The organism is Candidatus Streptomyces philanthi, from assembly GCF_059553635.1.
On the sequence record NZ_JCANQV010000099.1, the window covers coordinates 1 to 20,061 of the forward strand.

Sequence of the window (20,061 nt, forward strand, 5' to 3'; positions counted from 1 at the left end):
GGGAGGGGAGAGGGGCACGGTCATCCCTCCAGGGTGCCCAAGGGCCCAGCCGGTTACCAGGTAGCGGCAGTACCAGGATGAGCAGCGTCTGGTACCCCTCTGAGCGGGCGACGATCGTTTCCCCGTGAGCGATCCCCGTACACCCACTTCCGTCGCACCGTCCCCCGCCGTCCCCGCTCCCACCGGGGCGGCGGACGGCGGCGCGCCCTCCCTCCTCACCCCGCTGGGCCTGCTGACCGTCCTGCTGGGCGCGGCCCTGCCGATGATCGACTTCTTCATCGTCAATGTCGCGCTGCCGACCATCGACCACGACCTCGCCGCGGGCCCCGCGATGCTGGAGATGGTGGTGGCCGGATACGGCGTCGCCTACGCCATGCTGCTGGTCCTGGGCGGCCGCCTCGGCGACACGGCGGGCCGGCGGCGGCTGTTCCTGTGGGGGCTCACCGCCTTCGGACTGACCTCGCTCGCCTGCGGCCTGGCCCCGGACGCCTGGACGCTGGTGATCGCCCGCATCGCCCAGGGGGCCGCGGCCGCGCTGCTGCTCCCCCAGGTACTGGCGACGATCCAGGCCACCACCAGCGGTGCCCGGCGGGCCCGGGCCCTGAGCCTGTACGGCGGTACGGGCGGGGTCTCCAGCGCCGTCGGGCAGGTGCTCGGCGGGCTGCTGGTCTCGGTGGCCCCGGCCGGAATCGGCTGGCGCGCGGTGTTCCTGGTGAACGTGCCGATCGCGGTGGCGGCCTGGCTGCTGGCCGCCCGGACGGTCCCCGAGACCCGCTCGGCGCGCCCGGCCCGGGTGGACGTCCCCGGTACCGCGCTGCTGGCCGCCGCGCTGCTCGCCCTGCTGCTGCCGCTGACCGAGGGGCGCGCGGCCGGCTGGCCCCTGTGGTCGTGGCTGCTGCTCGCCGTCTTCCCGTTCGCGGCGGGCGCGTTCCTCCTGGTCGAACGGCGTGCCGAGCGTGCGGGCACCACGCCCCTGGTGCCGCTGTCGCTGCTGCGTGTCCCCTCGGTACGCGGCGGGCTCGCGATGATCGTCCCCTTCAGCGTCGGCTTCGGCGGCTTCATGTTCGTGGTGGCCGTCGCGCTCCAGGACGGGCTGCGCTACGGCCCGCTGGCGGCGGGGCTCTCGCTGCTGCCGCTGTGCGTCATGTTCTTCCTCGCCTCGCTCGCGGGCCCCCGGCTGGTGGCGCGCTTCGGGCGGCGGGTGGTGATCGCGGGCTCACTCGTCCAGGCGACCGGTCTCGTCCTGCTGGTCCTGACCCTGTACGCGGGCTGGCCCGGGGTGGGGGTCGCGGGGCTGGTGCCGAGCATGGCGGTGCTGGGCACGGGCCAGGGGCTGGTGCTGCCGGTGCTGCTCCGGATCGTGCTGAGCGAGCTTCCCGTGGCACAGGCGGGGGTCGGTGGCGGGGTGATGGTCACCACGCAGCAGTCGGGACTGGCGCTCGGCGTCGCCACGCTCGGCACCCTCTTCCTCACCGTCGTGCCGGCGACCGGCATCCGGGACGCCCTCCTGGCGACCCTTCTGACCCAGTTGCTCCTGGTCCTGGGCACCACCCTCCTCGGCCTCCGTCTACCTCGCACCCTGCGCTGACCCGCTTGGCCCGCGGCCATCGCCACCGGCGACGCCCCGGCACCGGGCCGTCCGGCCCACCGAGACCATCGGGCCACCGAGACCATCGGGCCCGGCGCAACGCCGGAGCCCCGCCCGGCGCTAAGGCCCCGCCCGAAGGGCCGCCCCTCACCCCACCCCCAGGAAATGCAGCACCGCCAACACCCGCCGATGGTCCGCCTCGGCCTTCGGCAGGTCGAGTTTGGCCAGAATGTTGTTGATGTGCTTGGCGACGGCGCTCTCGCTGACGACGAGGCGGGCGGCGATGCCGGCGTTGGAGCGTCCCTCGGCCATCAGGGCCAGGACCTCGCGCTCACGGGCGGTCAGCCGTTCCAGCGGGTCGCTGGCGCGTCGTACCAGGAGTTGGGCGACGACCTGCGGGTCCAGGGCGGTGCCGCCGGACGCGACCCGGCGCAGCGCCTCGATGAACTCCTCGACGTCGGCGACCCGTTGCTTGAGCAGATAGCCCACGCCGCTGGTGTTCGCCGCGAGCAGATCGGTCGCGTAGCGTTCCTCGACGTACTGGGAGAGCAGCAGTACAGCGGTCCCGGGGTGTTCGCGGCGGATCGTCAGGGCGGCGCGGACGCCCTCGTCGGTGAAGCCGGGCGGCATCCGGACATCGGCCAGGACCAGATCGGGCCGGTGTTCGCCGACCGCCGCCAGCAGCGCCTCCGCGTCACCGGTCTCGGCCGCCACCTCGAAGCCGGCCATCTCCACCACCTTGACCAGCCCTATCCGCAGCAGGACGGAGTCCTCGGCGATCACGGCGCGTTTCACCTGGGGCACGGCAGCTCCACACTCATCATGGTCGGTCCCCCTACGGGACTGCTCATCCGGAACGTACCGTCCACCGAGCGCACCCGTTGGGCGAGCCCCTGAAGGCCGCTCCCCTTCGCCGGGTCGGCGCCGCCGGGCCCGTCGTCGGTGACCACCACCCGCAGGATGGTGCCGAGCCGGGTGACGTTCACCTCCGCCCCGGTCGCCTCCCCCGCGTGCTTGGCGACATTGGTCAGCGCCTCGGACACCACGAAGTACGCGACGCCCTCGATCGCCGGCGTCACCCGCCCGTCCATGTCGACGTAGAGCCGGACGGGCAGCGGGGCGCGGGCGGCGAGTCCGGAGAGCGCGGCGTCCAGGCCGAGTTCGTCGAGGACGGACGGGTGCAGGCCCCGGACGAGGGCGCTCAGTTCCTCGATGGCATCCTTCGCCTCCTGGTGGGCCGCGTCGATGACCTGCTTCGCCTCGGGCGGCAGATCGGTGAGGGTGGCCTTGGCCAGGCCCAGGTTCAGCGCCAGGGACACCAGCCGCTGCTGTGCGCCGTCGTGCAGATCGCGTTCGATGCGCCGGCGTTCGGCGTCGGCCGCGGCGACCGCCCCGGCCCGGCTCTCGGTCAGGTCCTCCACCCGCCGTTCCAGCTCCTCGGAGCGGCTGACGCCGAGCACCGCACGCCCCACCAGGTTCTCCAGCCGCACCAACTGCGCGGCCAGCGGCGGTACGGCGGCGAGCGCCACCAGCCCGAGCACGGTGACATAGGCGGCCTGGGTGGAGTACCCGACATGCTCGATCCGCCACTGCCAGGACACCGCCCAGATCCAGATCAGTACGGTGGCCGCCACGGCACCGGCCACCAGCAGGGCGAGAACGAGGAGTTCGAGCGTCCCGAGCAGCGGCCCGATCAGGCAGTGGTAGCCGAACTGCCGCCGCGCCTGCCGGAATCCCTGCCGGGGCAGCTCCACCCCGCACAGCGCCCGGAACCGCCACCGCTGCGCCTCGGTCAGCCCGTAACCGGCGACGGCGATCAGCACCAGGGGGACGGGCAGGACCACCGGAGCGTTCGAGGAGGTCCCGGCGAGCGTGTAGGCGACGAGGTACCCCGCCCAGACGAACAACGGCACCGTCAGCAGGTGCGGCGGCACCCCGGCGGCGAGGAAGAGCAGGTCGCGCCGCAGACGCAGGAGGGAGCGGCGCAGCCGGGGCGGAATGGTCATGACACAACCGTATGCGGCCTGGTCACGGCGCCACCATGAAGCCGGTTTCCGGTCCTGGGGTATAGCTGGTGCCACCCCAGGTCGGACAGGCACGCTACTGATTCGCGGGGCGTGCGCACGGAGGCTGGTGGACGAGCCCGAAGGCCGGGTTCAGCCGATCCGGAAGAGACGTCCGCCATGTCCCTCGCGCTCCTCAACTCCCGTTGCCCGTCGCGCGGTTACGGAACCCCCGGGGCCTCCCACGGCCGTCCCGTCCGCGACCGGCGCCGCCTCCAGGGCCGTGTGCTGACCGGCGCCGGGCTGGCGCTGCTGCCGTGGCTCGGCTATCTCGCCGGGACGCTGCCGCCGGCCGAGGCCGCGGCCTGGGTGGCGCTGGACGTCGTGGAGTCCGTCTGTCTGCTCGCCGCCGGTACCCGGCTGCTGCGCGCGGACCCGCGCCACCGCGCCCCGGCGGCCGTCGCGGCCCTGCTGCTCGTCGCGGACGCCTGCGTCGATGTGGCCACCGCCGCCCCGGGCCCGGAGCTGGCGATCGCCCTCGCGATGGCCCTGGCCGCCGAACTCCCCCTGGCGGCCCTGTGCGTGTCCCTCACCCGCCGCGCCTGAGCGCCCGCCGCGCCGAGCGGCCGCCCGTACGACGACGCCGGCCGGCCCCGGAAGACCCGGGACCGGCCGGCGGTCGTGCGGAAGGGTGTCAGCAGCCGATGAGGCGCGCGCCCAGGTACGCCTGGATCTGGTCCAGGCTGACCCGCTCCTGCTTCATGGTGTCGCGCTCGCGCACGGTCACCGCGTTGTCGTCGAGGGTGTCGAAGTCGACGGTGACGCAGAACGGGGTGCCGATCTCGTCCTGGCGGCGGTAGCGGCGGCCGATGGCGCCCGCGTCGTCGAACTCGATGTTCCAGTTCTTGCGCAGGTCGGCGGCGAGGCCCTTGGCCTTCGGGGAGAGCTGCGGGTTGCGGGACAGCGGCAGCACCGCGACCTTGACCGGCGCCAGGCGCGGGTCGAGGCGCATGACGGTGCGCTTCTCCATCTTGCCCTTGGCGTTGGGGGCCTCGTCCTCGACGTAGGCGTCGAGCATGAAGGCGAGCATGGCGCGGTTCACGCCGGCTGCGGGCTCGATGACGTAGGGGGTCCAGCGCTCGCCGGCCTCCTGGTCGAAGTAGGAGAGGTCCTGGCCGGACGCCTTGGCGTGCGAGGAGAGGTCGTAGTCGGTGCGGTTGGCCACGCCCTCCAGCTCGGAGAATTCGGTGCCGCCGAAGTTGAAGCGGTACTCGATGTCAGCGGTGCGCTTGGAGTAGTGGGAGAGCTTCTCCTTGGGGTGGTCGTACCACCGGATGTTCTCCTCGCGCAGGCCGAGGTCGGTGTACCAGTTCCAGCGCTGCTCCATCCAGTACTCGTGCCACTTCTCGTCCTCGCCCGGCTTGACGAAGAATTCCATCTCCATCTGCTCGAACTCGCGGGTGCGGAAGATGAAGTTTCCGGGGGTGATCTCGTTCCGGAAGGACTTGCCCATCTGCGCGATACCGAACGGCGGCTTCTTGCGCGAGGTCTGCTGGACCTGGGCGAAGTTGGTGAAGATGCCCTGCGCGGTCTCGGGGCGCAGGTAGGCGACGGAGGCGGTGTCCTGGGACGGGCCGAGGTGGGTGGAGAGCAGGCCGGAGAACTGCTTGGGCTCGGTGAAGGCGCCCTTGTTGCCGCAGTGGGGGCAGTTCAGGTCGGCGAGGCCGTTCTCGGGCAGCCGGCCGTGCTTGGCCTCGTACGCCTCTTCCAGGTGGTCCGCGCGGAAGCGCTTGTGGCAGGAGGTGCACTCGGTGAGCGGGTCGGTGAAGGTGGCGACGTGGCCGGACGCCACCCAGACCTCGGGAGCGAGGATCACGGACGAGTCGATACCGACGACGTCGTCGCGCGAGGTGACCATGGCGCGCCACCACTGACGCTTGAGGTTCTCCTTGAGCTCGACGCCGAGCGGGCCGTAGTCCCAGGCGGCACGGGAACCGCCGTAGATCTCACTGCAGGGGTAGACGAAGCCACGGCGCTTGCTCAGGCTGACGATGGTGTCGATCTTGTCGGCGGCCACGGTGCTCTCTTCATACGACGACGAACAGCGAATGACTCAGGTTACCGGCGGGCCCACCCCCCGGGCCAAATCGGCGGAGGGCCGCTTTCCCCTTCGCCCCGGAGAGGCCCGGGATGCCCCGTGCGCGGGACGCGGAATTCCCCCGATCGGAACTCTCCGGCGCCATTCGCGCACCATCCGTCACCACCCCCTCGGCGTCCACCCTTGTTGACAATCGTTTCCATCTTTGTTGAAAATGAGTGTCATGAACATACGTCGCCGCATATCCACCGCGGCCGTCTGCCTCCTCGGTCTGACGGCACTCACCGCCTGCTCCTCCGGCGCCACGGAAAACGGGGGCGACGGCAAGGTGAAGGTGACGGCGTCCTTCTATCCCATGGAATTCCTCGCCGAGCGGATCGGCGGCTCCCACGTCGCGGTGACCGGCCTCACCAAACCGGGCGTCGAACCCCACGACCTGGAACTCACCCCCAAGCAGACCGCGCAGCTCGGCGAGTCCGACGCGATCGTCTACCTCAAGGGCCTCCAGCCCGCCGTCGACCAGGCCGTCGCCCAGTCCGGCGTCAAGAACACCGCCGACGCGGCCGCGCTGACCACCCTGGAGACGCACGGCACCGAGGTCGACGGCCACCACCACACCACCGGCGACAACCACTCCCACTCCACGGCCGAGGCCGCCCAGGACCCGCACGTCTGGCTGGACCCGGTGCGCTACGCCGAGATCGCCGAGGGCGTCGGCCGCACCCTCGCCAAGGCCGACCCGGCCCACAAGGCCGACTACCTCAAGAACACCGACGCGCTGGTCAAGGAGCTGAAGGCGCTGGACGCGGACTTCCGCTCCGGCCTGAAGAACCGCGCCTCGGACACCTTCATCACCACCCACGCGGCCTTCGGCTACCTCGCCGAACGCTACGGGCTGACCGAGGAGGCCATCAGCGGCCTCGACCCCGAGTCCGAGCCCAGCGCCAACCGCATGAAGGACCTGCACACCCTCGCCGCGAAGCACCATGTCTCCACGGTCTTCTTCGAGACCATCGCCAACCCCGCGACCGCGAAGTCCCTGGCCGGCGACCTCAAGCTGAAGACCGATGTCCTCGACCCGCTCGAAGGGATCACGGACAAGTCCCGCGGCAAGGACTACTTCGGTGTGATGCGCGCCAACCTCACCGCGTTGCAGAAGGCCCTCGGCAGCAAGTGAGCCCCGCCTCTTCCCGTACCGCTCCCCCGGCGGCGCTCCCGCACATGACGGAGGTCACCACCATGAACCCGACCGCTCCCCGGCCGCCGGTCATCGACCTGCGCGGCGCCACCGCCACCCTGGGCTCCCGCCCGGTGCTGCGCGGCGTCGACCTGACCGTCCACTCCGGCGAGGTCGTCGCCCTGCTCGGCGCCAACGGCTCCGGCAAGTCGACGACCGTCCGTACGGTGATCGGCCAGGTGCCGCTGACGGGCGGCGGGCTGTCGCTGTTCGGCACGGAGTTCCGCCGGTTCCGGGACTGGGCGCGCGTCGGCTACGTCCCGCAGCGCACCACCTCGGCCGGCGGCGTCCCCGCCACCGTCACCGAGGTCGTCACCTCCGGCCGGCTGGCGCGCACGAAGCTCGGTTTCCTGCGCAAGGCGGACCGGGCGGCCGTACGGCGCGCCCTGGAGCTGGTCGGGATGGCCGACCGTGCCAAGGACCCGGTCGACGCGCTCTCCGGCGGCCAGCACCAGCGGGTCCTGATCGCCCGCGCGCTGGCCGGCGAACCCGAGCTGCTGATCATGGACGAGCCGATGGCCGGGGTCGACCTGGCCAGCCAGGAGGTGCTGGCCGACGCGCTGCGGCAGCAGGTCGCGGCGGGCACCACCGTGCTGCTGGTCCTGCACGAGCTGGGCCCGCTGGAGCCGCTCATCAACCGCGCGGTGGTCCTCCGCGACGGCTGTGTGGTGCACGACGGCCCGCCCCCGGAGGCCGTCGGCCAGCACGCCCTGCCCGGCCACGACCACGTGCATCCGCACGCCGATCCGGCCGCGGCACCCATACGTACGGGACTGCTGAGCTGACCATGGACATCCTCGACTACGCCTTCATGCAGCGGGCCCTGCTCGCCGCCCTCGTCGTCGGCGTCACCGCGCCGGCCATCGGCATCTACCTCGTCCAGCGCCGCCAGGCCCTGATGGGCGACGGCATCGGCCATGTCGCGCTCACCGGCGTCGGCCTCGGCTTCCTGCTCAACACCAGCCCGGTGTGGGTCGCCACCGCCGTCGCCATCGCCGGCTCGGTCGTCATGGAGCTGATCCGCTGGTACGGAAAGACCCGCGGCGATCTCGCGCTGGCCATGCTGTTCTACGGCGGCATGGCGGGCGGTGTGATGCTGATGAACCTCTCCGACGCCGGCTCCAACGCCAACCTCAGTACGTATCTCTTCGGCTCGATCACCACCGTCGCCCCGCAGGACATGGTGACGATCTGTGTCCTCGCCGCGCTGGTGCTGCTGATCACCGTCGGGCTGCGCCGTCAGCTGTTCGCGGTCTGCCAGGACGAGGGCTTCGCCCGGGTGACGGGTCTTCCGGTGCGGCTGCTGAACCTCCTGGTCGCGGTCACCGCCGCGGTCACCGTCACCGTCGCCATGCGGGTGGTGGGCCTGCTGCTGGTCAGCGCCCTGATGGTGATCCCGGTCGCGGCGGCGCAGCAGGTCAGCCGGAGCTTCGCGGTGACCTTCGTCCTGGCGCTGGCGATCGGCGTCGGTGTCACCGTGACCGGCACCGCCGCCTCGTACTACGTGGACGTCCCCTCGGGCGCGTCGATCGTGCTGCTGGCGATCGGCCTGTTCATGCTGTTCACCGCCCTGGCGGCGCCGCTCGCGAAGCGGCGGGCGCGGGCCGCCGCGGCGGACCCGGGAGGGTGCACCCTTGAGGTACCGGGCGGCCGCGCCCCGGCCGACGACGTGCGGGTCTGACCCCAAGGCGGGCGCGGCCCCACGGGGGCGCGCCCGGCGTTCCCCCGGCGGGCCGCGCATCACCTGGCACAATGGCCGAACGCACATCCAGGGGACGATCAGACGCCCCCGACGACGTTGACGACCCAGGGAGGCAACGGTGGCGACGAGCGCGGGTTCTCCGGTACGCGGCCGGTCGACGCGGCAGCGTACAGCGGTGTCGGCCGCCCTCGACGAGGTCGACGAGTTCCGCAGCGCCCAGGAGCTGCACGACATGCTCAAGCACCGCGGCGACTCGGTCGGCCTGACCACCGTGTACCGGACGTTGCAGTCCCTCGCCGACGCGGGCGAGGTCGATGTCCTGCGCACCAGCGACGGCGAGGCCGTCTACCGCCGGTGCAGCAGCGACGACCATCACCACCACCTGGTGTGCCGCTCGTGCGGCAAGGCCGTCGAGGTGGAGGGTCCGGCGGTGGAGAAGTGGGCGGACCAGATCGCCGCGGAGCACGGCTTCCAGGACGTGGCGCACACCATCGAGATCTTCGGTACGTGCGGCGAGTGCGCCGGGGCGCCGGACGCCTCCCGGGCGTGACACCGTCCGTGAACGGTTGAAGGGGCCGTCTCCCGCTGCGGGAGGCGGCCCCTTCGCCGTGCGGGCGCCGAATCAGACGGCGCTCTGCCCGTCCACGACCGGCGCGGCGCCGAAGCGGCGGTCGCGCTTCGCGTACTCCAGGCACGCGTCCCACAGGTTCCGGCGGTCGAAATCCGGCCAGAGAATGTCCTGGAACACCATCTCCGCGTAGGCGCTCTGCCAGATCAGGTAGTTCGACGTCCGCTGCTCACCCGACGGCCGGACGAACAGGTCCACGTCGGGCATGTCCGGGTAGTACATGTACTTGGCGACGGTCTTCTCCGTCACCTTCGCCGGGTCCAGCTTTCCCGCCCGCACATCGGCCGCGATCGCCGCCGCCGCGTCCGCGATCTCCGCCCGGCCGCCGTAATTCACGCAGAAATACAGCGTCATCGCGTCGTTCTCCGTGGTCTGCTCCTGCGCGACCTGGAGTTCCTGCACCACGGACTTCCACAGCTTCGGCATCCGCCCGACCCAGCGGATACGGATACCCAGCTCGTCCATTTCGTCGCGGCGCCGCCGGATGACGTCCCGGTTGAAGTTCATCAGGAAGCGGACCTCTTCCGGGGACCGCTTCCAGTTCTCCGTCGAGAAGGCGTAGAGGGAGAGGTTCTTCACGCCCATTTCGATGCAGCCCTTGAGGACGTCCAGGACGACGCCCTCGCCGACCTTGTGGCCCTCGGTGCGCGGCAGTCCGCGCTGCTTGGCCCAGCGGCCGTTGCCGTCCATCACGATGGCGACATGGTTCGGGACGAGTTCCCGCGGAATCCTCGGCGGTTGCGCTCCGGAGGGATGCGGCTCGGGCGTCACGTACTCGCGTCGGTTACGGCCCAGAATCCCGCGTCGTGCCATGGGACCGGTCTCCTCTTTCCTTGAATTCCTGGAATTGCGGCGGCGGGCCCCGCCTCCCCGGTGGGTCCGCCGCCCTACTGCTCCACGTACCGGAGGGAACGCAGGCCCCGCTCCAGATGCCAGTGCAGATACGCCGCGACGAGCCCGCTGCCCTCCCGGACATGGCGCGCCTCGCACGCATCGGCCGTCTCCCAGTCGCCGGTCAGCAGCGCGCCGAGGAGCCCGATGGCCTCCGAGGAGGGTACGACGCTACCGGGCACCCGGCAGTCACCGCAGACCACACCGCCCGAGCCGACCGAGAAGAACCGGTGGGGACCGGGCAGCCCGCACTTGGCGCAGTCGTCGAAGCTCGGCGCGTACCCGTTCACCGCGAGCGAGCGCAGCAGGAACGCGTCCAGCACCAGATGCGGGGCGTGCTCGCCGCGCGCCAGCGTCCGCAGCCCGCCGACCAGCAGCAGATACTGCTGCACCGCCGGCTCGCCCTCGTGGTCGGTGAACCGCTCGGCGGTCTCCAGCATCGCGGTGCCGGCCGTGTAGCGGGCGTAGTCGGTGACGATGCCGCCACCGTACGCGGCGATCGTCTCGCTCTGTGTGCACAGCGGGAGCCCGCGTCCGACCAGCTCGCTGCCCCGGGCGAAGAACTGCACGTCGACGTGGGAGAACGGTTCCAGCCGCGCCCCGAACTTCGACTTCGTCCGCCGCACCCCGCGCGCCACGGCCCGCACCCGGCCGTGCCCCCGGGTCAGCAGGGTGATGATCCGGTCCGCCTCCCCCAGCTTCTGGGTGCGCAGCACGATGCCGTCGTCGCGGAACAGAGTCATGCGGCCATTCTCCCGCATGGCGGGGCGGGCCCCGGCGCGGGGACGGCGCTGCGGCCGGGCCGCCGCGTCACCCGTACGGCCTACACCGGTCGCTCAGGGGCCACGGCCGCGGGGCGACGATGGGAGGGCCCTTCGTGACGTACGAAGCACGGCGGACAGCGCGCGACCCGCGCGAAAGACGCAGCTCACCGCACACAGGAGGCGACCATGACCACGGCCAAGGACATCATGCATCCCGGTGCCCACTGGATCTCCAAGACCGACACCCTCGACCACGCGGCCCGCCTGATGCGGGAGCACTGTGTGGGCGCCCTGCCCATCGGCGACGAGAACAAGAACGAGCGGCTGTGCGGCATCGTCACCGACCGCGACATCGTCGTGAAGTGCGTCGCCGAGGGCCACACCCCCTCGCAGTGCACCGCCGCCGACGTCATCGAGGGCACCCCGCGCTGGATCGACGCCGACGCCGACGTCGACGACGTCCTCCACGAAATGGAGACCCACCGCATCCGCCGCCTCCCCGTCATCGAGAACAAACGGATGGTCGGCATGATCAGCGAGGCCGACCTCGCCCGCCACCTCCCCGACGACCAACTCGCCGAATTCGCGGGCCACATCTACGCGGCGGGGCCGATGAAGCACTGACCGGGAGGAACTCCCCTGCGGCGCCGCTCCGGGGTGGGGTGGCGCCGTTCATACGGAGGTACCTGCGACAAGGGTGGTGTCAGGTCACCTCGCCGCGGCTGCGGGCGTTGGCGTGGGCGGTGGTGGCTTGTAGGCGTTCGGTGGGGGTGGCGGGGCGGGTGGTGGTGAGGGTGCAGTGCCATTCGGGGCCGCCGCCGATGGGGGTGAGGCGGAGGGAGGGGCCCTCGTAGCCGGTGACGCGGCCGATGCGGCCGGTGCGGGTGTCGATGAGGTAGGCGCCCGGGGCGGGCTGGGTGGTGATCATTGCTGGGCTCCGAGGGCGTGGGCCAGGCGGAGGGCGACGTCGGGGCGGCAGCGGCCCAGGTCGACCAGGGGGCGCAGGTAGTCGCTGGTGCAGGAGAGGAGGTCGGGGCCGAGGGACGGCAGGACGATGTCGGCCTCGGCGAGCGCGGTGCGGAGGGTGTTCGCGGCGTGCTCGGCCTCGTCGAACCGGGACTTCGGGCCCTTCGGGGCGGGCTCGGCCTCCGTGGGCCGGGGGTTCGGGGTGTTCATGGTGGTCACCTTTCTGTGGGGGTTTTCCGCGTTCGGGGAGAGAGCGTGGCGCCCCGGCTCTACGCTCCGCAACGAGATCGGCACTGGTTCGGCACTACAACTGCCGGGCAGCAGAGGGGAGTAGGGCTTTGGCCAAAGGTGAGAAACGGCTGCGGAGTGGTTCGAATCAGTCCGCGTGGCGGTTCTTCGGCCGCGAGCTGAAGCGGCGACGTGAGGCGGCGGGCCTCACGCAGGAGGCGCTGGGCCGTCTGGTCTTCGTGTCCGGGGGCTACATCGGGCAGTTCGAGCAGGCCATCCGTAAGCCGCAGATAGACGTCGCGGAGCGGATCGACGTCGTCCTACAAACCGACGGTTTTTTCGGGCGCATGTGTGAGGAGTTGATCAACGACTCGCCGTACGCGGAATACTTCGCGCAGGTCGCGGAGCTGGAGCGGCTGGCGACGAAGATCTACGACTACGCACCGACGGTGATTCCGGGCCTTCTCCAAACCGCTGACTACGCACGTGCCATCTTCACGGCGAGCCACCCGTTCGCCGGCGACGGGTACATCGAAGAGCTGACCAGTGCACGCATGGAGCGCGCTCCGGTACTGGACGGCGCCAAACGGCCGGAATATTGGGCGGTGATCCACCAGGCCGCACTGAGCATCACCGTCGGTGACGCCGCAGCGATGGCCCGGCAGCTGGATCACATCGCGACGATGATGCGCACGCGTAAGGCAATCGTGCAGGTACTCCCCTTCTCGGCCGGAGCCCACCCGCACATGGGCAAGCTGCTGAAGCTCATGGAGTTCGAGGACGCTCCGCCAACCGCCTATACAGAAGGAGTGTTTTGCGGAAACCTGCTGGACGATCCGGCAGTGGTGAAGCGAGCGCAGGAAGCCTACTCTCAGCTCAGGGCTGTCGCTCTGTCGCCTGCGGCATCCCTTGCCCTGATCGAGTCGGCGGCGGAGGAATACAGACGATGCGCGAGTACGACCTGAGCACCGCCCGATGGCACAAGAGCAGTTACAGCGGCGGCGACAACGGGGAGTGCATCGAGGTCGCCCGCGACTTCCCCGGCGCCGCCCTCTGGCGCAAGAGCACGTACAGCAATGGCGAAGGCGGAAGCTGCCTCGAAGTCCGCGACGACCTCCCCGGCATCGTCCCCGTACGGGACAGCAAGACCCCCGACGGCCCGGTGCTGATGTTCGCGGCGGGCGACTGGGCCAGCTTCGTCAACGACATCAAAGGCGAACGTTTCGGCCATTTCTGAACGTTTCTGACTGTGCGTTGTTAGTGGCTGTACGACCACGGGCCCCGCGTCCTCCGGACTGCGGGGCCTTTCCCATTCGCACTCTTCGGGCATTGCGGGGAAAAAGCGATCTTCCACACTTCTGCGACGATCAAGGGATCGGGTCCTTACCAAAAGCTGACGCGCCGGTAGCATCCCGTCATGATCGGCGGCTCAACGATGGCTCATCGTCAGATCAAATCGATGGTGCGCCCTTGGGCGGCGCCGTGACCACCGGTCGTCCGCACGTCCCCAACCGAGGATCACGATGACATCCATACCGGAGGCGCTGTTGTGGTGCCTGAGCGCTGGTACGGCCGCCGCCGTGATCCTGGCGCTGTTCCTGCTGCGTGAGCGGAAGGCCCGCACGGAACTCGACCGGCGTCTGACGGCGGCGGAGGAGCAGTCCGCGGCGAAGATGCGCAGCAACGCGGAGCTGACGTCCCGTCTGCGCTCCACCGAGGCGGAGATCCGGCACCTGGCCGGCAGCCGCATCCCGGACCTGACGACCTCGCTCGCCCATCCGCACGTACCCGTCCGCGGCCTCCTGGACAATCGTTTCGCCGGGTCGGAGACCGACCACGCGCTGACCGCCGTGATGAACCAGTTCTCGGAGGCGGTGACCAAGGAGCGGCTGCGGGTCGACGCGGCCGCCCAGTCCACCCTGCGCGGGGCGACGACCACCATCCAGGCCCTGCTCTACCAGCTCCAGACCGCCCTCCAGGACATGCAGCACCGTTACGACGACCCGCAGATCGCGCAGGAGCTGCTGCACGCGGACTTCCTCAACGAGCAGGCGCTGCGTCGTATCCAGGCCACCGGTGTCGTCTGCGGCGCCTGGCCGGGTCTGACCCGTGAGGACTCCTACCTCGCCGAACTGGTCGTCGGCGCCAGCTCCCGGCTGCGCGGCTACGAGCGCATCCAGGTCAGCAACCAGCTCCGGGACCCGCTCGCGGTCGTCGCGCGGGCCGTCGAGCCGGTGGCCATCGCCGTCACCGAGCTGCTGGCCAACGCGCTGCACCACTCGCACCGGGAGCTGCCGGTCACCGTCACCCTCCAGCAGGGCAACCGCGGCGCCTCCGTGATCATCGACGACTACGGCGTCGGGATGCACCCGGACGAGATCGAGCACGCGAAGCGGCTGATGTCCGGCGAGGAGGACGTGATGCTCACCCAGCTCGGTGACCCGCCGCGCGCCGGGTTCGCCGCGACGGGTCAGCTGGTGCGCCAGTACGGCTTCGGGGTCCATGTGGAGTCGTCGCCGTACGGCGGTGTCCGTGCCGTGGTCTACATCCCCGGCGACCCTCTCCTCACCGTCCTCGACGAGAACCGGCAGCCCATGTCCGTGATGGCCCCGATGCCGCAGCGTGCCGGCGGGATGGAGCGGAACAGCGTTCTGCCCACCGGCCCCGCCACCCCGCCCGCCGCCGCGCCCGCGCAGCCGCAGGCGCCCGCCCCGACCGCTTCCGCCCCGTCCGTACCGTCCGCCCCGGTGTCCGACGCCGTGGCGTAGCAGGAGCCGGGCGAGCTGCCGCGCCGGCGCCGGCGGAAGCCGCTGACGGAACGGGAGCCGGACCTGCCGCGCACCGAACCGATCGCTCCCCGCTCCCCGGAGGAGTCCGCCTCCCGCTGGGCCGCGCTCCAGCAAGGCACGCAATCCGGGCGGGCCGCCGCCCAGTCCGAGCCCCCTCGCAGTACCGAAGGGAACGCGCAGTCATGAACACCCCCACTCGCCGCCGTGTCACCGAGGACAAGTCCTGGGTGCTCGCCCCGCTCCTGGAGCTGCCGCACGTCGTCCACGCGGCGGTCATATCCGGTGACGGGTTCATCGAGGGTTCCTCGCCGGGGCTGACCCGGGAGGCGGCCGAAGGCGTCGCGGCGATGATGTCTGCCCTCCAGGGGGCCGGGCGGGCGGTCACCGCGGCGTTCGCGGCGAAGGACGACGCCCGGCTGCGGCAGACCGTCGTGGAGTCCGAGGACGGCTGGGTCTTCGCGATCCCCGCGGGCGAGAACACCTGCCTGGCCGTCTTCGCGGACCCGGACGTCAACATGGGGGTCGTCGCCCACCACATGCAGGTCCAGGTGGCGACGCTGGGCAGCAAGGTCATGAACAGCCCCGCCCGGGACCACGGCAGCCCGGCATGACCCCGCGCCCGATGAACAGGCGCCTGGTCCCGGCGTATCTGGCGACCGGCGGGCGCGCCCAGCCCAGCCGCAACACGCTGGACCGGCTCACCCTGCTGCACAGTGCGGGGATGCCGGTGACCAGCGACGTCCGGCCGGAGGAGCACCGCATCCTGGACCTGCTGGAGCCCGGTGCGCTGTCCCTCGCCGAGGTCGCGGCCCATCTCCACCTGCCCGTCAGCGTGGTGAAGGTGCTGGTCGCCGATCTCGTCGACGCCGGGCGTCTGTTCGCCCGTGTTCCCATTCCCGAAGCCGAGCAGTTCGACCGGCAGATCCTGGAGAGGGTTCTCGATGGACTCCGCTCTCTCAAGTCCTAGCAACAGTGCCGGTACCGGAGGCGGCATGTATCTGTCCGGTGCCGACCAGACCCTCGTCAAACTCCTGGTCGCGGGGCCGTTCGGGGTCGGCAAGACGACGCTGATCCGGGCGTTGTCGGAGACGCCGCCGCTGCACACCGAGGAGGTGATGACGCAGTCCGGCGCGTTCGTCGACGATCTCGCCGGGGTCCGGGACAAGACCACGACCACCGTCGCGATCGACTTCGGGCGGCTGACACTCCCCGGCGATCTGGTGCTCTATCTGTTCGGCACCCCCGGGCAGAAGCGTTTCCGCCCGCTGTGGCAGGACATCGCCCGCGGCGCGCTGGGGGCCCTCGTCCTCGCGGACACCCGCCGGCTCGCGGACTCCTTCGAGGTGATGGACATCATCGAGGAGGCCGGGCTGCGCTACGCCGTCGCCGTCAACACCTTCCCCGACGCGCCGGAGTACACCGCCGACAAGCTGCGCGACGCGCTCGACCTGCACCCCGACACCCCGCTGGTCATGTGCGACGCCCGCGACCGGGACCAGTCCGTCGACGCGCTGATCTCGCTCGTCGGCCATGTCCTGGCCCATACGCCCCAGGGGAGTGAGAACCTGTGACATCCCCGTACCAGCCGGGCGCCGTGCCACCGGCCGGCTGCCCGGCGCACGCCGGAGCGGCCGAGGGCGGCCCCTACGGCGCTCCCGCGCAGCAGCAGGGCGCGTACGAGCAGCACGGCGCGTACGCCGCCGGGCAGGCCCAGGGGGCGTACGCCGGGCAGCAGCCGCAGGGCGCGTACGCCGCCACCCCGACCCCGGCGAGCTACGTCCCCGCCGACGCCTACGCGCCGGTCAAGCTCTACGGGCCGGACTTCGCCGCCGACCCGCACCGCTTCTACGCCCATCTGCGGCAGTACGGGGCGCTCGCGCCGGTCGAGATCGCACCGGACGTGACCGCGATGCTGGTCACCGACTACCGGGCGGCGCTGGACCTGCTGCACGACCAGGAGACCTGGTCCAAGGACTCCCGTGCCTGGATGCAGACCGTCCCGGCCGACTCCCCCGTCATGCCGATGCTCAGCTGGCGGCCGAACGTCTTCTTCAGCGACGGCAGCGCGCACGACCGGCTGCGCAAGGTGGTCACCGACAGCTTCGAGCTGGTCGAGCCGCACGAGCTGCGGGCCGAGGTGCACCGGGTCGCGGACTCCCTGATCCAGCAGTTCGGCCGGGCGGGCGAGGCGGACCTGATCGGCGACTACGCCCGGCTGATCCCGCTGCTCCTGTTCAACAACCTCTTCGGGCTGCCCGACTCGTACGGCCAGCGGCTGATCACGGCGCTCGCCGGGATGATGGAGGGCCACTCGCCCGAGGAGGCGGCCGCCGCCAACGTCGCGTACGAGGCGTACATCCTGGAGCTGGTCGCCGCGAAGAAGGCGCAGCGGGGACAGGACCTGACCTCGTGGTTCATGGACCATCCGCACGGTCTGACCGACGAAGAGGTCATCCACCAGATCATCATCACCATGGGCGCGGGCAACGAGCCCCTCGCCAACCTCATCGGCAACGCGCTCTCGCGGATGCTGTCCGACGACCGGTACTACCACACCCTGTCGGGTGGAGCGCTGACCGTCCAGGACGCCATCAACGAGGTGTTGTGGAACGATCCGCCGCTGACGAACTACTCGGCGCACTTCGCGCGCCGTGACGTGTTCTTCCACGGCACCTGGATCCGTGCCGGGCAACTGGTGATGGTGTCCTACGCCGCCGCCAACAGCCAGTACGGGCCCACCTCGCTGGAGCAGGCCCGTTCCGGCGGCGGTTCCCACCTGTCCTGGGCGACCGGCCCGCACGGTTGCCCCGTACAGCGGCACGCGCTGCTCATCGCCACGGCCGCCATCGAGCGCCTCACCGCATGGCTCTCGGACATCGAGCTCGCCGTGGACAAGGACCAACTGGTGTGGCGCAACGGTGTCTTCCACCGCGCGCTCTCCGCCCTTCCTGCCCGTTTCACCCCCATCACCCCCAACCAAGCAGGAGCCACGCCATGGGACAGCAGCAGCCTTTCGTCATCGACCCCGCCGGACGCGACGTCCACGGAGAAGCGGCCCGCCTGAGGGAGCTGGGCCCCGTCGCCCGCGTCGAACTGCCGGGCGGCATCGAGGCATGGGCCGTCAACCGTCACACCCTGCTCAAGGAACTGCTGACGGACCCGCGGGTCTCCAAGAACCCGCGGGCCCACTGGCCGGCCTGGCAGCGGCCCGAGATACGCGAGAGCTGGATCCAGTCCTGGATCGGCGTCACCAACATGTTCACCGCCTACGGCGCCGACCACCGGCGGCTGCGGAAGCTGATCGCGCCGGCGTTCACCGCCCGCCGCACGGAGGCGATGCAGCCGCGCGTCGAGGGCATCACCCAGGCCCTGCTGGACGGGCTCGCCGCGCGGGAGCCCGGTGAGGTGGTGGACCTGCGGGCGTCGTACGCGCATCCGCTGCCGATGCAGGTGATCTGCGAGCTGTTCGGCATACCGGAGGACGGCGAGGCGCGCGACGAGCTGGCCCGGCTCGTCATGGAGATCATGGACACCACGGCGACGCCGGAGCAGGCCGCCGCGACCGGCGCCGCGGTCCACGCGCAGCTCGGGGAGCTGGTGGCGCTCAAGCGGCGGGAGCCCGCCGACGACCTCACCAGCCTGCTGGTCTCGGCGCGGGACGACGAGGGGCAGCACCTGACGGAGAAGGAGCTGCTCGACACCCTCCTCCTGGTGATCGGCGCGGGGCACGAGACCACCGTCGACCTCATCGGCAACGCGGTGTACTCCCTGCTCACCCACCCCGACCAGCACGCGCTGGTGAAGGCGGGCGAGGTGGCGTGGACCGATGTCATCGAGGAGACCCTGCGCTGGGCGCCCAGCATCGCCAACCTGCCGCTGCGCTTCGCCGTCGACGACATCGACATCCCCGGCGGGCCCACCATCCGCAAGGGCGAGGCGATCCTGCCGGGGTACGCCGGTGCCGGGCGCGACCCCGAGCACCACGGGCCCACGGCCGATGTCTTCGACATCCGGCGCGCGGCCACCGAGCACCTGGCCTTCGGGCACGGCGTCCACCACTGCGTCGGCGCGCCGCTGGCCCGGCTGGAGGCGCGGATCGCGCTGCCGGCCCTCTTCGAGCGGTTCCCGGACCTCCGGCTCGCCGAGCCGGGCACGGAGCCGGAGCCCGCGGGCGGCTTCATCGCGGGCGGGCACCGGGACCTGCCGGTGATCCTCAAGGGCTGAGCCCGGCAGCGGGGCCCCGTCACCTCGGTGGTGGCGGGGCCCTGTCGTCGTACGGGGGCGGTCAGGAGGGGGTGCGGGCCGCGGCCAGGAGGCGTTCGGTCTCGGCGGGGCGGAGCATCAGGGCGGTGCCGACGGTGGCCAGGGCCTGGCGTTCGGCGGGGGTGTAGGAGCCGTCGGCGAGGGCGATGCGGGCGGCCTGGAGGAGCAGCGCCTCGCGGCCCGGCGGTGCCAGGTGGGGCGCGAGCGGGTCGAGGGAGGCGTGGAGCTCGATGGCCAGGGCGGTGCCGCAGGGGTCCAGGCCGCCGGTGCGGTCGGTGCTGGTCACGGCGTCGTAGGTGCCGGTGAGGGAGCCGGTGTCGGCGGCGAGGGCGGCGAGCAGGGTGAGCAGTTCGTCCTCGGTGCAGTCCTCGAACCCGGCCGCGCGGACCGTGCGGACGGCCGTCTCGCGGGCCGCGGGCGAGGCCGTGCCCCCGGCCGCGAGCAGGGCGAGGGTGAGGGTCTGCACCGCGTCGCGGAGCATGGTGGAGAGCCGGACGGTGGTCGGGTGGTCCAGGGCGTCGGGGCCGAAGTGGCCGTGGCAGGCCGAGCACTCCAGGACCGGTCCGGCGGGGCCCCGGGACAGCAGGGGGACGCCGAGGACGGTCAGGTGCCGCCGGCCGGTGCGGCGCTGGTAGTTGCGGTCGCCGCCGCAGTCGGGACAGAAGAACTCGCCGTCGGCGACGGTACGCCATGACGTGCGCACGCCCACCAGCCCTTGCTTGTGCCTCACGTCAACCCTCCGTAACACACCGGCAACAACGCCGCGTTGACGTGATGTTAGCCACATCGCGGAAGCGGCGTCAGCACCTCGTACGGACAACTGGCCGAATGCCGGAGGGTGCCACCCCCGAGGGGCCGGGGCCGGTCGGCCTCTTGACGTGCGGGGGGCCCGCGGGCGCCCGAG

General features: G+C 71.3%; 23 protein-coding genes. 15 read left to right on the forward strand and 8 right to left on the reverse strand.

What is annotated here, in order from left to right:
* Window positions 1–124: 124 nt before the first annotated feature.
* Window positions 125–1,588: an MFS transporter gene (locus AC51EU_RS14365; RefSeq protein WP_496267285.1), complete on the forward strand. Its 1,464-nt coding sequence runs from the start codon at window positions 125–127 to the stop codon at window positions 1,586–1,588.
* Between the two features lie 147 nt (window positions 1,589–1,735).
* Here AC51EU_RS14365 and AC51EU_RS14370 read toward each other — a convergent pair whose 3' ends face one another.
* Window positions 1,736–2,371: a response regulator gene (locus AC51EU_RS14370; RefSeq protein WP_496267306.1), complete on the reverse strand. Its 636-nt coding sequence runs from the start codon at window positions 2,369–2,371 to the stop codon at window positions 1,736–1,738.
* An 8-nt stretch (window positions 2,372–2,379) separates the two neighbouring features.
* Entirely contained in the window at window positions 2,380–3,594 is a 1,215-nt protein-coding gene (locus tag AC51EU_RS14375) for a sensor histidine kinase (RefSeq protein WP_496267286.1), read from the reverse strand.
* Between the two features lie 177 nt (window positions 3,595–3,771).
* Between AC51EU_RS14375 and AC51EU_RS14380 the strand changes: the two genes are divergently transcribed.
* A complete protein-coding gene (locus AC51EU_RS14380; RefSeq protein ID WP_496267287.1) occupies window positions 3,772–4,197 on the forward strand; it encodes a hypothetical protein in 426 nt (141 codons plus the stop codon).
* An 88-nt stretch (window positions 4,198–4,285) separates the two neighbouring features.
* Here the strand turns inward: AC51EU_RS14380 and AC51EU_RS14385 are convergent, their stop codons facing one another.
* Complete coding sequence (locus AC51EU_RS14385; protein ID WP_496267288.1) at window positions 4,286–5,668, reverse strand: glycine--tRNA ligase; 1,383 nt, start codon at window positions 5,666–5,668, stop codon at window positions 4,286–4,288.
* Between the two features lie 244 nt (window positions 5,669–5,912).
* Here AC51EU_RS14385 and AC51EU_RS14390 point away from each other — a divergent pair, with 244 nt between their 5' ends.
* The 4 genes from AC51EU_RS14390 (at window position 5,913) to AC51EU_RS14405 (ending at window position 9,178) form a co-directional block, all read left to right on the forward strand.
* On the forward strand, window positions 5,913–6,866 hold the full coding sequence (locus AC51EU_RS14390) for a metal ABC transporter substrate-binding protein (protein ID WP_496267289.1): 954 nt from the start codon (window positions 5,913–5,915) through the stop codon (window positions 6,864–6,866).
* Between the two features lie 62 nt (window positions 6,867–6,928).
* A complete protein-coding gene (locus AC51EU_RS14395; protein ID WP_496267290.1) occupies window positions 6,929–7,711 on the forward strand; it encodes a metal ABC transporter ATP-binding protein in 783 nt (260 codons plus the stop codon).
* Window positions 7,712–7,713: 2 nt separating this feature from the next.
* A complete protein-coding gene (locus AC51EU_RS14400; protein WP_496267291.1) occupies window positions 7,714–8,607 on the forward strand; it encodes a metal ABC transporter permease in 894 nt (297 codons plus the stop codon).
* A 139-nt stretch (window positions 8,608–8,746) separates the two neighbouring features.
* Window positions 8,747–9,178, forward strand: coding sequence for a Fur family transcriptional regulator (locus AC51EU_RS14405; protein ID WP_496267292.1), 432 nt, complete (start codon window positions 8,747–8,749; stop codon window positions 9,176–9,178).
* Between the two features lie 72 nt (window positions 9,179–9,250).
* Here AC51EU_RS14405 and AC51EU_RS14410 read toward each other — a convergent pair whose 3' ends face one another.
* Complete coding sequence (locus AC51EU_RS14410) at window positions 9,251–10,069, reverse strand: isoprenyl transferase (RefSeq protein WP_496267293.1); 819 nt, start codon at window positions 10,067–10,069, stop codon at window positions 9,251–9,253.
* A 74-nt stretch (window positions 10,070–10,143) separates the two neighbouring features.
* Complete coding sequence (gene recO / locus AC51EU_RS14415) at window positions 10,144–10,890, reverse strand: DNA repair protein RecO (RefSeq protein ID WP_496267294.1); 747 nt, start codon at window positions 10,888–10,890, stop codon at window positions 10,144–10,146.
* 207 nt (window positions 10,891–11,097) lie between these two features.
* Between recO and AC51EU_RS14420 the strand changes: the two genes are divergently transcribed.
* The gene (locus tag AC51EU_RS14420) at window positions 11,098–11,535 is read left to right on the forward strand and encodes a CBS domain-containing protein (RefSeq protein ID WP_496267295.1); all 438 of its coding nucleotides are present in this window, start codon (window positions 11,098–11,100) and stop codon (window positions 11,533–11,535) included.
* Between the two features lie 79 nt (window positions 11,536–11,614).
* Here AC51EU_RS14420 and AC51EU_RS14425 read toward each other — a convergent pair whose 3' ends face one another.
* Together AC51EU_RS14425 and AC51EU_RS14430 are read right to left on the reverse strand one after the other, a co-directional pair.
* The gene (locus AC51EU_RS14425; protein ID WP_496267296.1) at window positions 11,615–11,839 is read right to left on the reverse strand and encodes a hypothetical protein; all 225 of its coding nucleotides are present in this window, start codon (window positions 11,837–11,839) and stop codon (window positions 11,615–11,617) included.
* Window positions 11,836–12,087, reverse strand: a complete 252-nt coding sequence (locus AC51EU_RS14430; RefSeq protein WP_496267297.1) for a hypothetical protein — start codon at window positions 12,085–12,087, stop codon at window positions 11,836–11,838. Before AC51EU_RS14430 ends, AC51EU_RS14425 begins: the two co-directional genes overlap by 4 nt.
* A gap of 149 nt (window positions 12,088–12,236) precedes the next feature.
* On the opposite strand from AC51EU_RS14430, the gene AC51EU_RS14435 reads away from it, so the two are divergent.
* From AC51EU_RS14435 to AC51EU_RS14470, 8 genes are all read left to right on the forward strand, one after another.
* Window positions 12,237–13,070, forward strand: a complete 834-nt coding sequence (locus AC51EU_RS14435; protein ID WP_496267307.1) for a helix-turn-helix domain-containing protein — start codon at window positions 12,237–12,239, stop codon at window positions 13,068–13,070.
* Complete coding sequence (locus AC51EU_RS14440) at window positions 13,052–13,342, forward strand: DUF397 domain-containing protein (RefSeq protein WP_496267298.1); 291 nt, start codon at window positions 13,052–13,054, stop codon at window positions 13,340–13,342. The genes AC51EU_RS14435 and AC51EU_RS14440 overlap by 19 nt, the downstream gene beginning before the upstream one ends.
* Window positions 13,343–13,628: 286 nt before the next feature.
* On the forward strand, window positions 13,629–14,873 hold the full coding sequence (locus AC51EU_RS14445) for an ATP-binding protein (protein WP_496267299.1): 1,245 nt from the start codon (window positions 13,629–13,631) through the stop codon (window positions 14,871–14,873).
* A gap of 203 nt (window positions 14,874–15,076) precedes the next feature.
* Complete coding sequence (locus AC51EU_RS14450) at window positions 15,077–15,505, forward strand: roadblock/LC7 domain-containing protein (protein ID WP_496267300.1); 429 nt, start codon at window positions 15,077–15,079, stop codon at window positions 15,503–15,505.
* Window positions 15,502–15,861: a DUF742 domain-containing protein gene (locus tag AC51EU_RS14455; protein WP_496267301.1), complete on the forward strand. Its 360-nt coding sequence runs from the start codon at window positions 15,502–15,504 to the stop codon at window positions 15,859–15,861. The genes AC51EU_RS14450 and AC51EU_RS14455 overlap by 4 nt, the downstream gene beginning before the upstream one ends.
* 25 nt (window positions 15,862–15,886) lie before the next feature.
* Window positions 15,887–16,465 carry a GTP-binding protein gene (locus AC51EU_RS14460; protein WP_496267302.1) on the forward strand — a complete coding sequence of 193 codons (579 nt, stop codon included), beginning with the start codon at window positions 15,887–15,889 and terminating at the stop codon, window positions 16,463–16,465.
* Window positions 16,462–17,958 (forward strand): cytochrome P450 family protein, encoded by a 1,497-nt coding sequence (locus AC51EU_RS14465; protein WP_496267303.1) that lies wholly within the window; start codon window positions 16,462–16,464, stop codon window positions 17,956–17,958. The genes AC51EU_RS14460 and AC51EU_RS14465 overlap by 4 nt, the downstream gene beginning before the upstream one ends.
* Window positions 17,889–19,118 carry a cytochrome P450 family protein gene (locus tag AC51EU_RS14470; protein ID WP_496267304.1) on the forward strand — a complete coding sequence of 410 codons (1,230 nt, stop codon included), beginning with the start codon at window positions 17,889–17,891 and terminating at the stop codon, window positions 19,116–19,118. Before AC51EU_RS14465 ends, AC51EU_RS14470 begins: the two co-directional genes overlap by 70 nt.
* A 61-nt stretch (window positions 19,119–19,179) precedes the next feature.
* Here the strand turns inward: AC51EU_RS14470 and AC51EU_RS14475 are convergent, their stop codons facing one another.
* Window positions 19,180–19,887, reverse strand: a complete 708-nt coding sequence (locus tag AC51EU_RS14475; protein ID WP_496267305.1) for a TerB family tellurite resistance protein — start codon at window positions 19,885–19,887, stop codon at window positions 19,180–19,182.
* Between the last annotated feature and the right edge of the window lie 174 nt (window positions 19,888–20,061).